This is a genomic window from Arthrobacter sp. SPT-J7, from assembly GCF_059089965.1.
In genome coordinates, this window is the sequence record NZ_JBNHFF010000007.1 from 78624 (window position 1) to 93983 (window position 15360).

Consider the following 15360-nt stretch of genomic DNA (forward strand, 5'->3'; position numbering starts at 1 on the left):
TAAACAATGGCAGAATGAAGTAGCAGAACCGTTTAGAGGGAGAAACATCATGGCCAACCACGCCACCGCCACCGAAACCGCAATGAAGACGGATCCGGCAGGCAGCATCCACGACGAAGTCATCGGCCACGGCAACAGCCCCGCTGCCTGGACCTGCGTGTTCATCATGATCGCGGGCTCCATCGTGTCCGGCATCGGTTTCGCCATGGCATCGAACCTGATTTTCTGGGCCGGCGTGGTCGTGATCTTTATTGGCCTGATCGTTGGCTGGATCATGAAGAAGGCCGGCTACGGCGTGGACGGCAGCAAGATCCAAGGGAGCGGACACTAAGCGTGACCGTTCTCGACGACATCATCGTTGGGGTCCGCGAAGACCTCGAATCCCGACGGGCCCAGGTACCGCTCGCGGAGATCAAGCGGCTGGCCGCGGAAGCGCCCGCACCGCGTGACGCCTACGCTGCCTTGGGCGGCAACGATTCCCCGCGTGCGGCGCTGAAGGTGATCGCCGAGATCAAGCGCAAGAGCCCGTCCAAGGGCGAGCTCGCCTCGATCGCCGATCCCGCCGAACTCGGCGTTGCCTACGAACGCGGCGGCGCCGCCGTGATCAGCGTCTTGACCGAGGAACGCAGGTTCAACGGTTCGCTGGCCGACTTCGACGCCGTGCGCGCCGCGGTGGACCTGCCGCTGCTGCGCAAGGACTTCACCGTTGACGAATACCAGGTCTTCGAGGCCCGCGCCCACGGTGCGGACCTGGTGCTGCTGATCGTCGCTGCCCTGGACGACGCCGAGCTGAAGGCCTTGCTGGACCTCGCGCACGAACTGGGCATGAACGCCTTGGTAGAGACGCACACCGCCGAGGAAATCGACCGGGCCGTGGCCGTCGGTGCACGCATCATCGGAGTGAACGTCCGCAACCTCAAGACCCTGGACGTGGACCGTTCGGTGTTCTCGGAGCTCGCGGGCAGGATTCCGGCCGGTGCCGTGGTCGTGGCGGAATCGGGCGTCCGCTCCGTCGCCGACGTTCGCGATTACGCAGGCCAGGGCGCCAACGCCGTCCTGGTGGGCGAAGCACTGGTCACGATGGGTGATCCGGAAGCGGCCGTTGCCGAATTCGGCGCGGCCGGCTCCGAAGCCGTTGCCACCCGCCGCTGAGGCAACGGCCCGTACGACGTAAGAATCCTTCAGGGGCAGGCAGCGGGCCTCCGTGGCTCCGCGGCCTGCCCCCAGCACTAGACAGGACCGCCATGACGCAGAGCCCCGACACCCCGGCCGAGTCCGGAACCCCGCAGGAAGCAGCCGACGCTTTCCTGGCCGGAAGCAGCCTTCGCCATGCCCCCGGTCCCTACTTCGGTGCCTTCGGCGGGCGATGGATGCCCGAATCCCTGATCGCGGCGCTGGACGAGCTGGAAGACACGTTCGAAAAGGCCAAAGCGGACCCCGAGTTCATCGCCCAGGTCGCCGAGCTGAACAAGAACTACTCCGGGCGGCCTTCGCTGCTGACCGAAGCCAAGCGCTTCTCGCAGCATGCCGGCGGTGCCCGGATCTTCCTCAAGCGCGAGGACCTGAACCACACCGGCTCGCACAAGATCAACAACGTGCTGGGCCAGGCCCTGCTGGCCCAGCGCATGGGCAAGACCCGTATCATCGCGGAGACCGGTGCCGGCCAGCACGGCGTGGCCAGTGCCACCGCGGCCGCCCTGCTCGGCATGGAATGCGTGGTCTACATGGGAGCCGAGGACACCCGCCGGCAGGCCCTGAACGTCGCCCGGATGGAACTGCTCGGAGCTACTGTCGTGCCTGTCACCGCCGGCTCGCAGACCCTCAAGGACGCGATCAACGAAGCCCTGCGCGACTGGGTCGCCAACGTGCAGAACACCCACTACCTGCTGGGCACCGCGGCCGGGGCGCACCCGTTCCCGGCGCTGGTGCGCTACTTCCACGAGGTCATCGGCGAAGAAGCCCGCGCCCAGATACTGGACCAGACCGGACGCCTGCCGGACGCCGTCTGTGCCTGCGTCGGCGGCGGATCCAACGCCATCGGCATCTTCCATGGCTTCCTGGACGACCGCAAGGTGGCGCTGTACGGATTCGAAGCCGGCGGCGAGGGCGTGGACACAGGCCGCCATGCCGCAACCATCACGCTGGGCCGCCCCGGTGTGCTGCACGGCGCACGCTCCTACCTGATGCAGGACGAGGACGGCCAGACCATCGAGTCGCATTCGATCTCCGCCGGTCTCGACTACCCCGGGGTCGGACCCGAGCACTCCTATCTGGCCGACATCGGCAGGGCCAGCTACGAACCGGTCACCGACAGCGAAGCCATGGATGCCTTCCGGCTGCTCTGCCGGACCGAAGGGATCATCCCCGCCATCGAATCGTCACACGCCCTGGCCGGTGCCTTGCGGGTGGGCAAGCGCCTGACCGAGGGCAAAGACAATGCGCAGGACGTCATCATCGTGGTGAACCTGTCGGGCCGTGGCGACAAGGACGTTGCCACCGCCGCCGAGTGGTTCGGCCTGCTCCCGGAGGAATCACCAGAGGCAGGAATCGGCTCCGAAGGAGAGCAGCTGTGAACAATACCGCTACCGCCAGCAAGTCGGCGGCCGCCATCGACCGCGCCCTGGCTGCGGGCCGGACCGCACTGGTCGGCTACCTGCCCGCCGGGTACCCGGACGTCCAGACCACCATTGATGCCGCCGTCGCGCTGGCGGAGAACGGGACCGACGTCATTGAGATCGGCATCCCCTACTCCGACCCGGTGATGGACGGTTCGGTGATCCAAGCCGCCACGGTCCAGGCGCTGAAGGACGGATTCCGGGTCAGCCAGGTCTTCGATATCGTCGCCGGCATCACCGCCCGCTGCGACGCCGCGGTGCTGGTCATGACCTACTGGAACCCGGTGATGCGGATGGGCGTTGACGAATTCTCCCGCCGGCTGGCTGAGGCCGGCGGCGCCGGGCTCATCACGCCGGACCTGATTCCGGACGAGGCCGCTGAATGGTTCGAGGCCTCGGACAAGTACGGACTGGACCGGGTGTTCCTGGTCGCTCCTTCGTCCTCGCCGGAACGGATGGCCATGACGGTCAAGGCCAGCCGTGGCTTTGTCTATGCGGTATCCATCATGGGCGTCACCGGCGCCAGGGAGAACGTGTCGGACGCCGCCGAGCGAGTGGTCCAGGCAGCCCACGAGGCCGGCGCTGAACGGGTCTGCGTGGGCCTGGGCGTCTCCCACGCGGAGCATGTGCGGGAGATCGGCACCTATGCCGAAGGCGCCATCGTGGGCACTGCACTGGTCGCCGAACTCGGCCACTCCGGTGTGGAAGCACTGGGCGCACTGGCGGCGCGGCTGAGCGAAGGCACAGCCCGGGCCTGACAGAATGACCGGTGGGTCAGCGGTTCGCTTGCGGCCGCGCCCCGACCTGCAAACTTCGGCCTAGAGGACGAATCTGGTGTACAGCACGACTATGGCAACGGCCGTTCCGGCTTCCATCCCCAGCCCGGGCTGGTCCGGCTTCAGCATCGGCCCGCTCACGATCCACGCGTACGCGCTGTGCATCCTGCTGGGCATTGTCGCCGCGCTCTGGCTCACCAGCCGCCGCTGGAAGGCCCGCGGCGGACCCGACGAATTCATCTGGGACGCGGCCATCTGGGCCATTCCGTTCGGCATTATCGGCGGCCGCATCTACCACGTCGTCTCCTCGCCCGATGCCTACTTTGGGCCGAACGGGGACTTGTCCCTCATCCCGCAGATCTGGCGCGGCGGTCTAGGCATTTGGGGTGCGGTGGCCTTCGGCCTGCTGGGCGCCTGGATCGCCTGCCGCAGGGCCGGCATCAAGCTGCCCGCCTTCATGGATGCGGCCGCTCCCGGAGTGTTGCTGGCCCAGGCCATCGGGCGTTGGGGCAACTGGTTCAACCAGGAACTGTTCGGCGCGCCCACCACGCTGCCCTGGGGCCTGCAGATCGACGCGGACAGCCCCAACTTCCCCGCCGATGCGGCCCCGGGGACGTTGTTCCACCCCACCTTCCTCTACGAGTCGCTGTGGAACCTGGCCGGCGTGGCACTGCTACTGCTGCTGGACCGGCGCTTCAAGTTCCGCCGCGGCATGCTGTTCTGGTTGTACGTCGCGTTCTACACACTCGGCCGGGTCTGGATCGAGATGCTGCGCATCGACGACGCCGAGATGATCACCATCCTCGGCCTGACCCAGCGCCTGAATGTATGGACATCGCTGCTGCTGCTGGTCGTTGCCGTGGTGATCTTCATTGTGCTCGCGCGGCAACCGCGCACCGCGGAGACGGATTCGCTGTACCTGCCGGGCCGGGCACCGACCGCCGGCCTGGACAGCGCGGAAACGGCCGCGGAAACCGACGTGGTGCGCCAGCAGGCTACGGCGGACGACGGCCTTGCCGCCGCCTCCCGCAGCAAGCCCGGATCTTCCCCGGTGGCAGTTGAGACGTCCCCGGCAACCGCAGAGCCTTCCGCGAAGGCCGCCGAGGTTTCCCCGGCAACCGCAGAGCCTTCCGCGAAGGCCGCCGAGGTTTCCCCGGCAACCGCAGAGCCTTCCGCGAAGGCCGCCGAGGTTTCCCCGGCAACAGCAGAGCCTTCCGCGAAGGCTGCTGAGCCTTCTCCGGCAACGGGGGAGACGAGCGCGAAAGCGCCGGTGGCAAAGATTGAGCCGGACGCCGACGCCAAGGGCAGCGAGACTGGCGATCCGCTGGCGGCCGACGGCGCCGAGAGCAAACGGACCAAGGACTAATAACCCGCGAAGCCGCCGGGATGAACGCACGCGTTTGTCCCGGCGGCTTCGTGCTGTCCCCGCGGCCCAGAGGCCGCTGTTAACAATCTGGAAAACGCTCGTTAAATATCCAGAAAAATCTGGTCGCCGGGTGCCTGCCGTGCTATCGTCGCTCTACTGCAGAACCGACAGGTTCTGTGGATCGGGCAGCCCTCAGCGGCAGACCGAAACCAACAGGTACGCACCATCCCGGACTACCGACTGGGGCAGAAATGCAGCGTGCCGACCACACTGACGTGGATGATCCGCCGGCTCAGGCGCACCACTAGTGCGGTTCCCGGCGGTCGTGGCTGATCGACCGCACCGTCTACCCTTGCGGCCCTATCCGAACCCTGAACATCGAATGCGCTGTCCAGGGTGAGCATGCCACTTCCATTCCCAGTGCATCACGGGCGGGCTTGTCCTCAAGCCGGACCGGGCGGGGCCAGTGCCGTCCCCTTCTCACGAACATCTAGGAGAAGGAAGTTCAGATGACTCCTCCATTCAAGGGGTCGAGTACCCCGCGCAGCCTCGGCGGCGGACACGGGCACCAGCACACCACAGTGCAGTCGCCGTTCAGTCGTTTCGCCGCCTACCCGGAGCAGACCGGGCTGTACGATCCCGCTAACGAAAAAGATGCCTGCGGCCTCGCCGTGATCGCCACCCTCAGGGGCGAACCCGGGCACGACATAGTCGACGCGGCGCTGACGGCGCTGCGCAATCTGGAACACCGCGGCGCGGTCGGCGCCGACGAAGGAACCGGTGACGGCGCCGGGCTGCTCACCCAAATCCCCGATGAATTCTTCCGGGCAGTGGTGGGCTTCGAACTGCCCGCCCCGGGCCACTACGCGGCCGGAACCGCCTTCCTGCCCAGCGACGGAGCCGAAGCCGCGGTAGCACGGGACGGCGTGGAATCCCTGGCCGCCTCCGAAGGCCTCACCGTACTCGGCTGGCGCGAAGTGCCGGTAGCCGCCGAGCTGGTCGGTGCCATGGCCAGGTCCTGCATGCCCCACTTTGTCCAGGTGTTCCTGGCCCTCGAGGCCGGCAAGGCAAGCGAAAACGATCTGGACGCCCGCGTTTTCCGCGTCCGCAAGCGCGCCCAGAACAAGTACGGCGTGTACTTCCCGTCGCTGTCCTCGAAGACCATCGTCTACAAGGGCATGCTGACCACCGCGCAGCTGGAGCCCTTCTACCCGGACCTCTCCGACCCCCGGTTCAAGACCAAGCTCGGCATTGTCCACTCACGCTTCTCCACCAACACCTTCCCCTCCTGGCCGCTGGCCCAGCCGTTCCGCACCATCGCGCACAACGGCGAAATCAACACGGTCAAGGGCAACCGCAACTGGATGCGTGCCCGCCAGTCGCAGCTCAAGAGCCCGCTGCTCGGCGACACGCCCGAAGAACTCTTCCCGATCTGCACCCCCGGCGCCTCCGACTCCGCCTCATTCGATGAAGTCGCTGAACTGCTGATGCTCTCCGGCCGGCCCATCACGCACGCCATCATGATGATGATCCCCGAGGCATGGGAAAACCACGCCACGATGGATCCCGAACGCCGCGCTTTCTACCAGTACCACTCCATGCTGATGGAGCCATGGGACGGCCCCGCCGCCGTGTCCTTCACGGACGGCAAGCTCGTCGGAGCGGTGCTGGACCGCAACGGCCTGCGCCCGGCCCGCTACTGGGTTACCGACGACGGGCTGGTCGTACTGGCCTCCGAGGTCGGCGTGGTCAACATCGATCCGGCCACGGTGGTCCAGAAGGGCCGGGTCTCGCCGGGCAAGATGTTCCTGGTGGATACCGAGGCACGACGGCTGGTCGAAGACCAGGAAGTCAAGGCCGAGGTCGCCCGGGCCAACCCGTGGGGTGAATGGCTCAAGGAGAACATGATCCAGCTGGAGGACCTGCCGGAGCGCGAGCACGTGGTGCACACCACCGCGTCGGTCAACCGACGCCAGCAGACGTTCGGCTACACGCACGAAGAGCTACGCATCCTGCTGGGACCGATGGCCCGCACCGGCGCCGAACCGCTCGGCGCGATGGGCACCGACACGCCTATCGCGGTGCTGTCCAAACGGCCCCGGCTGCTGTTCGACTACTTCGTGCAGTCTTTCGCCCAGGTGACCAACCCTCCGCTGGATTCAATCCGTGAGGAACTGGTGACGTCGCTGCGTTCGTCGATCGGCCCGGACGGCAACCTGCTGGCGACCGGGCAGGTGCGCACCAGCCAGGTGGCCTTGAAGTTCCCGGTGGTCAATAACGATGAACTGGCCAAGATCGCGGCGATGGAAGACGACGAGGGCAACCGCGTCACGCTGAAGGTGCGCGGCCTCTACCGGCCCGACGGCGGCGCTTCCGAGCTGGCGGCGAGGCTGCAGGAAATCTGCGAAAAGGTTTCCGGTGCCGTCAACCGGGGCGTGAAATTCATTGTGCTCTCGGACCGGGACTCGAACGCGCAGTGGGCGCCGATCCCGACGTTGCTGCTGACCAGCGCGGTGCACCACCACCTGCTCAAGAGCGCCAACCGGACCAAGATCTCGTTGCTGGTGGAGGCCGGCGACGTCCGCGAAGTCCACCATGTTGCCGTGCTCATCGGCTTCGGCGCCTCGGCGGTGAACCCGTATCTGGCGATGGAAAGCTGCGAGGAACTGGTGCGCAACGGCCACCTGCAGGGCGTGACCGAAGCCCAGGCGGTGCAGAACCTGATCAAGGGCCTGGGCAAGGGCGTGCTGAAGATCATGTCCAAGATGGGCATCTCGACCGTCTCGTCCTACTGCGGCGCCCAGACGTTCGAAGCGATCGGGCTGTCCCAGTCGCTGGTGGACCAGTACTTCGCCGGAACGCAGTCCCTGCTGGGCGGCGTCGGGCTGGACGTCATCGCCGCCGAAGCCGCGGCGCGCCATGCCCAGGCATACCCGTCCGACGGGATCGAGGACCCGCACCGGACCTTGGAGACCGGCGGCGAGTACCAGTGGCGCCGGGAAGGCCCGCCGCACCTGTTCAACCCGGAGACTGTGTTCCGGCTCCAGCATTCCACCCGGGAACGCCGCTATGACGTCTTCAAGGCCTACACCCGCGGCGTGGACGATCAGTCCAAGGAACTGATGACGCTGCGCGGCCTGCTGAAGTTCAAGTCCGGCGACCGGCCGGCGGTTCCGCTGGAGGAGGTCGAGCCGGTTTCCAGCATCGTCAAACGCTTCTCCACCGGGGCGATGAGCTACGGCTCCATCTCCCAAGAGGCGCACGAGACGCTGGCCATCGCCATGAACCGGCTCGGCGCAAAGTCGAACACCGGTGAAGGCGGCGAAGATGTGGATCGGCTGCTCGACCCGGAGCGCCGGTCCGCGATCAAGCAGGTGGCCTCTGGCCGGTTCGGCGTTACCAGCCTGTATCTGACGAACGCCACGGACCTCCAGATCAAGATGGCCCAGGGCGCCAAGCCCGGCGAGGGCGGCCAGCTGATGAGCCAGAAGGTCTACCCGTGGGTGGCCCGGACCCGGCACTCGACGCCCGGTGTGGGCCTCATCTCCCCGCCGCCGCACCATGATATCTATTCGATTGAGGACCTGGCGCAGCTGATTTACGACCTGAAGCGCTCGAACCCTTCGGCACGCGTGCACGTAAAGCTGGTGTCGGAAGTCGGGATCGGCACCGTGGCTGCCGGCGTGACCAAGGCGAAGGCCGACGTCGTCCTTGTATCAGGGCACGACGGCGGAACAGGCGCCAGCCCGCTGAACTCGCTCAAGCATGCCGGCGCCCCATGGGAAGTGGGTCTGGCCGAGACGCAGCAGACACTGATGCTCAACGGGCTCCGGGACCGCGTGGTGGTGCAGGTGGACGGCCAGCTAAAGACCGGCCGGGACGTGGTGATCGCAGCCCTGCTCGGCGGCGAGGAGTTTGGCTTCGCCACCGCACCGCTGGTGGTTTCCGGCTGCATCATGATGCGCGTTTGCCATTTGGATACCTGCCCCGTGGGCGTTGCCACGCAGAACCCCGAACTGCGCCGGCGATTCACCGGCAAGCCCGAATTTGTGGTGAACTTCTTCGAGTTCATCGCGGAGGAAGTGCGCGAACTCTTGGCGGAACTGGGCTTCCGGAGCCTGGAAGAAGCCATCGGCCACGCCGAGCTGCTGGATACCCGCGAAGCGGTGGACCACTGGAAGGCTGACGGCCTGGACCTGGCGCCGATCCTTCGCGGCTACGGGGCCGACGCCGATGTGCCGCTGCGCAACCTGACGACGCAGAACCATGAGCTGGACAAGCACTTCGACAACCAGCTGATCGCGATGAGCGCCGACGCGCTGGCCCGGCGCGAGCCGGTCCGGATCAGCCTGGAAGTCATCAACACCGACCGGTCGGTGGGCACCATGCTGGGCCATGAAGTGACGAAGCGCTTCGGCGTCCAGACCCTCGCGGACGACACCATTGACGTCACGCTGACCGGCCAGGCCGGACAGTCGCTGGGAGCCTTTCTGCCGGCCGGTATTACCTTGCGGCTGCTCGGCGACTCGAACGACTATGTGGGCAAGGGGCTTTCCGGCGGACGGATCATCGTGCGGCCGGACCGGGCCAATGTCTTCGAGTCGGAGCGCAACGTGATTGCCGGCAACGTCATCGGTTACGGCGCCACCAGTGGGGAAATGTTCCTGCGTGGCCAGGTGGGAGAGCGGTTCCTCGTGCGCAACTCGGGTGCCACCGCCGTCGTCGAGGGAATCGGCGACCACGGCTGCGAGTACATGACCGGCGGACTGGCCCTGGTCCTGGGCAGGACCGGCCGCAACTTCGGCGCCGGCATGTCCGGCGGCGTGGCCTACGTGCTGGATTTGGACCCCGCACGGCTGAACACGCAGGGCGTGGACAGCGGGGAACTGCAACTGCTGCGGCCGGACGCCGTGGACGAACAGTCCATCGCCGCGCTGCTGAAGAAGCATGCAGAGGAGACCGGTTCCCAGCTGGCTGCCCAGCTGCTGGAGAACCTCGAAGACACCCTGACCCGCATCACCAAGGTGCTGCCACGCGATTACGCGGCGGTACTGCAAGCCCGGGCGAACGCCGAAACCGAAGGGCTGGACCCCGACGGCGATGTTGTCTGGACCCGAATCCTGGAGGTAACCGGTGGCTGATCCACGCGGATTTTTGAAAGTACGTCAACGGGAGACCCAGCCGCGCCGTCCCGTCCCGGTGCGCATCATGGACTGGAAGGAAGTTTATGAGGCGCAGGAGAAGGGCGTGCTCCGCAGCCAGGCCGGCCGCTGCATGGACTGTGGCATTCCGTTCTGCCATCAGGGCTGCCCGCTGGGTAACCTGATCCCGGAGTGGAACGATCTGACCTGGCGGGACATGGGCCAGGAAGCGATTGAACGGCTGCACGCCACCAACAACTTCCCGGAGTTTACCGGCCGGCTGTGCCCGGCACCCTGCGAGGCGTCCTGCGTGCTGGGCATCAACCAGCCCGCAGTGACGATCAAACAGGTGGAAGTCTCCGTGATCGAGGAAGCCTTCGAGCAAGGCTGGGTGACGCCGCATGCGCCGGAGCGGTTGACCGGCCATACGATCGCCGTCATCGGGTCCGGTCCTGCAGGGCTCGCTGCGGCGCAGCAATTGACGCGGGCCGGCCACACCGTGGCGGTCTATGAACGCGACGACAAGATTGGCGGCTTGCTGCGATACGGCATCCCGGACTTCAAGATGGAAAAGCAATATCTGGACCGCCGGCTGGACCAGATGCGCGCCGAGGGCACGCGCTTCCGTACCGGGATCGAAGCGGGCAAGGACATCAGCTGGGATCAGCTGCGCCGCCGCTACGACGCGGTGGTGATCGCTACCGGCGCCACCGTGCCGCGGGACCTGCCGCTGCCGGGGCGCGAACTGTCCGGCGTGCACTTCGCCATGGACTATCTGGTGCAGGCCAACCGCGTGGTGGCCGGCGAGTCCGTTTCCGATCAAATCGACGCCCGGGGAAAGCATGTGGTGATCCTCGGTGGCGGTGACACCGGCGCCGACTGCCTGGGTACAGCGCACCGGCAGCAGGCCGCCTCGGTCACCACGCTGGCCATTGGCAAGCAGCCGCCGGCCGAGCGTGCTGCGCATCAGCCGTGGCCGACCTTCCCCACGCTGTTTCTGGTAGAGAGCGCGCACGAGGAGGGCGGCGACCGGACCTACCTTGCTTCCACCGTTGAATACGTCGGCGAAAACGGCGTCGTCACCGCACTGAAGGTCGCCGAAACCGAGTACGTGAACGGCGGGCGTGTGCCCAAGCCCGGCACCGAGCGCGAAATCCCGGCAGACCTGGTGCTCTTGTCGCTGGGATTCACCGGGCCGGAGCGGGCCGGGCTGGGCGAACAGGTCGACGCCGCCTTCGACCAGCGCGGAAATGTGGGCCGGGACGGCAGGTACATGACTACCGCAGAGGGCATTTTTGTGGCTGGCGATGCTGGCCGCGGACAGTCCCTGATTGTGTGGGCCATCGCCGAAGGCCGGGCCTGTGCCGCTGCCGTCGACGAGTGGCTAACCGGGACTACGCGGCTGCATGCCCCGGTTGCTCCGGAAGACCGGCCGATCGCCGTGCTGCCTTAGCACGGCATGGCCTGCACGCCCGTCGCATTCTGATTAGGGTAGGGATATGAGACGCGCAAAAATCGTTGCAACCTTCGGCCCTGCCATCGCCAGCTATGAGAGCACCCTGGCCGTCCTCAAGGCCGGGGTGGACGTGGCCCGAATGAACATGAGCCACGGCGACTACGGCGTGCACCAGCAGACCTACGACAACGTCCGCAGGGCGTCCGCCGAGCTGGGCAGGCCGGTGGGGATTTTCGCCGACCTGCAGGGTCCCAAGATCCGGTTGGGCAGGTTTGTTGACGGCCCCCACCACTTGGCGGTGGGGGACCGGTTCACCATCACCACCGAGGACGTGGAAGGAACCGCAGAAATCTGCTCGACGACGCACAAGGGCTTGCCCGGCGACGTCAAGGTGGGGGACTCCTTGCTGATCGACGACGGCAAGGTGGCGCTCAAGGCACTGGAAGTGGACGACGTGAAAGTGGTCACCGAGGTGACGGTGGCGGGTGCGGTGTCCAACAACAAGGGCATCAACCTGCCCGGCGTGGCCGTCAACGTCCCGGCCTTGAGCGAGAAGGACGAGGACGATCTGCGCTGGGCCCTCAAAACCGGCGTGGATATGGTGGCGTTGTCCTTTGTGCGCAACGCCGCCGACGTCCAGCGGGTCCACGAGATCATGGACGAAGAGGGCCGCCGGGTTCCGGTGATCGCCAAGATCGAGAAGCCGCAGGCAGTGGATGCGATCGAGGAGATCATCGACGCGTTCGATGCCATCATGGTGGCCCGCGGTGACCTGGGCGTGGAGCTGCCGCTTGAAGACGTGCCGCTGGTGCAGAAGCGCGCAATTGAACTTGCCCGCCGCTGGGCCAAACCGGTGATTGTTGCGACCCAGGTGCTCGAATCGATGATCGACAACCCCCGGCCCACGCGGGCGGAAGCGTCCGACTGCGCCAACGCCGTCCTCGACGGGGCCGACGCCGTCATGCTCTCCGGCGAAACCAGCGTGGGCAAGTACCCGCTGGAGACGGTCCGGACCATGGCACGGATCATCGAGTCTACCGAGCAGCATGGTCTGGACCGCGTTCCGCCGCTGGGCAGCCAGCCCAAGACCCGCGGCGGCGCCATCACCCGGGCGGCCGTGCAGATTGCCGATCAGCTCGATGCCAAGTACATCTGTACCTTCACCCAGTCCGGCGACTCGGCCCGACGGCTGAGCCGGCTGCGTCCGGGCCGGCCGGTCTACGCCTTCACGCCGCTGCAGTCCACCCTGAACGTGCTCTCGCTGACGTGGGGAATCCAGCCGCTCGTCGTCGAGTTCGTGGAGCACACCGATCAAATGACCGCCCAGGTGGACCGCATCCTGTATGAGCGCGGCCTGGTGGAGATCGATGACCTGGTAGTCATCGCCGCCGGTTCGCCTCCGGGCAAGGCCGGTTCCACCAACTCGCTCAAGGTCCACCGGGTGGGTGACTTGGCCGACGCCGGCGAAGTGCTCAACGGGCATTCGCACCCGCGCCCCGAAAAAGTCGGCCCCTGGCCATTGACCTAACAGCAAAAGAAAAGGACGGGCTCCGGAAAAATCCGGAGCCCGTCCTTTTTATGACCGCGGTGGTCGACTAAGGCCTCGGTGGTCGACCAAGGCCGCTTGCGGCCGCGTGGAGACCCGGCCGCATGGAGACCCGCCCCCCTCGGTGGTCGACCAAGGCCGCTCGCGGCCGCGTGGAGACCCGGCCGCATGGAGACCCGGCTCTCCGGTGGTCGACTAAGGCCGCTCGCGGCCCCACGGAGACCCGGCCCCACGGAGACCCACCGCCCGTTGGTCGACCAAGGCCGCTTGCGGCCGCGTGGAGACCCAGCCCCACGGAGACCCAGCCCCACGGAGACCCGGCCGCGTGGAGACCCGGCTAGTTCACCTGGTTGATGATCGTCTCGGCGACTTCGCGCATGCTCAGCCGGCGATCCATCGACGTTTTCTGGATCCACCGGAACGCCTCGGGCTCGGTCAGGCCCATCTTGGTGATCAGCAGGCTCTTGGCACGCTCGACCAGCTTCCGCGTTTCAAACTGCTCCTGCAGGTCGGACACCTCGGATTCCAGCGCCATGATTTCGTCGTGGCGGGACAGCGCGATCTCAAGGGCCGGAATCAGGTCCGCCGGTGTGAAGGGCTTGACCACGTACGCCATGGCGCCGGCGTCGCGGGCCCGCTCCACCAGTTCCTTCTGGCTGAACGCGGTCAGCAACACCACCGGAGCAATACGCGCCTTGACGATCTGCTCTGCGGCCGTGATCCCGTCCATCACCGGCATCTTCACGTCCATCAGGACCAAGTCCGGCTTCAGTTCCTGCGCCAGTTCGACTGCCCTTTCGCCATTGTCGGCTTCGGCAACGACGTCGTATCCCTCGCCTCGGAGGATCTCGACGATATCCAAGCGGATCAGTGTCTCGTCTTCTGCAACGACGACGCGGCGAGCGGGGGCAGACTCGGTTTGTTCAGGCACTGGTGCTCCTAGACTGTTTCGTTGCCATTCACCATGGCGTCGGTTCCGTGAAACAGCCTATCGGCATGTAGAGTAGATTCGCGCACCAAGCAGCATGACGGTTTTCACAGTTCGGAAGTCGGCTTTGCAACCGGTGCCGGCCCGAGTGGCGGAACGGCAGACGCACCGCACTCAAAATGCGGCGGGGAGACCCGTGTGGGTTCGAATCCCACCTCGGGCACGCATTTTCTTAGCGCCTCTGAGCGTCCACAGATCTTCTGTTCTGTGGACACTCAGAGGCGCTTCTTGTTGACGGGCCTTGCTGCGGCCGGCTGCCTCCTACCTGCCTGGTCGACAGCCCGGGCCTCAGCAGCTTCTTTCATGGCAGCAGGGTCCACCCCGTTGGACGGCTGCGAACGGTGTCGACGATCTTTTGGTCCTCTTTTCACCCGCATCGGGTGAAGGCAGCCCCCGCTGGAAGCGCTAGCTTGGCCAACATGCGACTGAACAGCCTCTATCCCGCGTAACACGTCACCAACGGCCCGTGCCGTCCAGGGGGCGGCCAGCGGAAGGAGCAGTGATGCTCAACTGTCAGATGGGGCGCACCGAACCCGTCTCCTCGGTCCTTGGCGCCACGGTAGGCCGGCCCTGTCGTTCGGGCGCACGAGGGCTGAGTCCGCGCCTGTCTTTCGGGGTGGCCCTCATCGGCACAGATGTGCGGGGATCCCGGGAATGAGCAGTCCGGCCGCGTCGCCGCCCGGTTTCGATCCAGCTGTCGCGATTCGTTCCCGGCCGTACATTGCTGCTCTCGTGCGGTACGGTCGCGCCGGCTACACCTACATCATGCGGAACATGCAGGCCAACGCCCGGGTCCTGGGGAGGAGTTGGACGCCATGGGCCGGTTCGAAATCATCGGGGCAAATGCGGAGCAACTGCCGCTGGTTGCGTTTCGGCTAGCCGAAGGCATCCAGGCACCCGGCCCTTGGAGTACTGTGGATCAACCGCCGGACGTTCGTTGGTCCGCCACATCTCTCAGGGGGAGCCGTGCCGTACACTGTCGACTTCAAGGACGTTTCACCTGTCGGCCTGGAATCGTCTCCGGTCGCCGAGTCGCTGGCAGGATTACGTGCCAACGAGGCCCGCTACTACCGCAACAAGTACGACCACGTTTTCACCGTCAGCCCTGCAGACGAAGCCCCGGAGGTGATTGACCGGGTCAGCCGCATCCTGAAGGAGGAGCGCGACATCGCCATCGCTTCCCGCGCCCTTGAAGCAACAGCCTTCGAAGTCGACGGTTTGCGGATGGATTACGTGTTCTACGAGTCGGGGCTGTCGATCAACGTCATGTACAGCATCGACGAGGGCGGCAAGCGCGCCGTCGGATTCAAGCTGGCGGAAGGCATGGAGATTCCAGAGGAACTGGCAGGTTTCAAGTTCGCCCGGCAGAAATCCAAGCTGGCAGGCGTCGTCCGCGGCTCCTACTTTGTGATCAAGGGCGAATACTGATCCGCTGACGTTAGCGTTCGCGATGATGACGACGACGGCGGGGC

At 66.1% G+C, this 15360-nt stretch carries 10 protein-coding genes and 1 tRNA gene; 10 read left to right on the forward strand and 1 reads right to left on the reverse strand.

The window, feature by feature from the left end; all coding sequences use genetic code 11:
• Positions 1–49 precede the first annotated feature (49 nt).
• From AC5RWX_RS12940 to pyk, 8 genes are all read left to right on the forward strand, one after another.
• Positions 50–331 (forward strand): HGxxPAAW family protein, encoded by a 282-nt coding sequence (locus AC5RWX_RS12940; RefSeq protein ID WP_493939620.1) that lies wholly within the window; start codon positions 50–52, stop codon positions 329–331.
• Between the two features lie 2 nt (positions 332–333).
• Positions 334–1152, forward strand: a complete 819-nt coding sequence (gene trpC / locus AC5RWX_RS12945) for an indole-3-glycerol phosphate synthase TrpC (protein ID WP_493939621.1) — start codon at positions 334–336, stop codon at positions 1150–1152.
• Between the two features lie 92 nt (positions 1153–1244).
• Entirely contained in the window at positions 1245–2573 is a 1329-nt protein-coding gene (gene trpB, locus AC5RWX_RS12950; protein WP_493939622.1) for a tryptophan synthase subunit beta, read from the forward strand.
• A complete protein-coding gene (trpA, locus tag AC5RWX_RS12955) occupies positions 2570–3373 on the forward strand; it encodes a tryptophan synthase subunit alpha (protein WP_493939623.1) in 804 nt (267 codons plus the stop codon). The genes trpB and trpA overlap by 4 nt, the downstream gene beginning before the upstream one ends.
• A 76-nt stretch (positions 3374–3449) precedes the next feature.
• On the forward strand, positions 3450–4757 hold the full coding sequence (gene lgt, locus AC5RWX_RS12960) for a prolipoprotein diacylglyceryl transferase (protein ID WP_493939624.1): 1308 nt from the start codon (positions 3450–3452) through the stop codon (positions 4755–4757).
• A 509-nt stretch (positions 4758–5266) separates the two neighbouring features.
• Positions 5267–9898, forward strand: coding sequence for a glutamate synthase large subunit (gene gltB / locus AC5RWX_RS12965; RefSeq protein WP_493939625.1), 4632 nt, complete (start codon positions 5267–5269; stop codon positions 9896–9898).
• Positions 9891–11351 (forward strand): glutamate synthase subunit beta, encoded by a 1461-nt coding sequence (locus AC5RWX_RS12970; protein ID WP_493939626.1) that lies wholly within the window; start codon positions 9891–9893, stop codon positions 11349–11351. Before gltB ends, AC5RWX_RS12970 begins: the two co-directional genes overlap by 8 nt.
• Positions 11352–11397: 46 nt before the next feature.
• Positions 11398–12882 (forward strand): pyruvate kinase, encoded by a 1485-nt coding sequence (gene pyk, locus AC5RWX_RS12975; RefSeq protein ID WP_493939627.1) that lies wholly within the window; start codon positions 11398–11400, stop codon positions 12880–12882.
• A gap of 355 nt (positions 12883–13237) precedes the next feature.
• Here pyk and AC5RWX_RS12980 read toward each other — a convergent pair whose 3' ends face one another.
• A complete protein-coding gene (locus AC5RWX_RS12980) occupies positions 13238–13831 on the reverse strand; it encodes an ANTAR domain-containing response regulator (RefSeq protein WP_493939628.1) in 594 nt (197 codons plus the stop codon).
• A gap of 139 nt (positions 13832–13970) precedes the next feature.
• Between AC5RWX_RS12980 and AC5RWX_RS12985 the strand changes: the two genes are divergently transcribed.
• Together AC5RWX_RS12985 and AC5RWX_RS12990 are read left to right on the forward strand one after the other, a co-directional pair.
• Positions 13971–14051 (forward strand) — tRNA-Leu (locus AC5RWX_RS12985).
• Positions 14052–14854: 803 nt separating this feature from the next.
• Positions 14855–15316, forward strand: coding sequence for a DUF8821 family protein (locus tag AC5RWX_RS12990; RefSeq protein ID WP_493939629.1), 462 nt, complete (start codon positions 14855–14857; stop codon positions 15314–15316).
• The last annotated feature ends 44 nt before the right edge of the window (positions 15317–15360 follow it).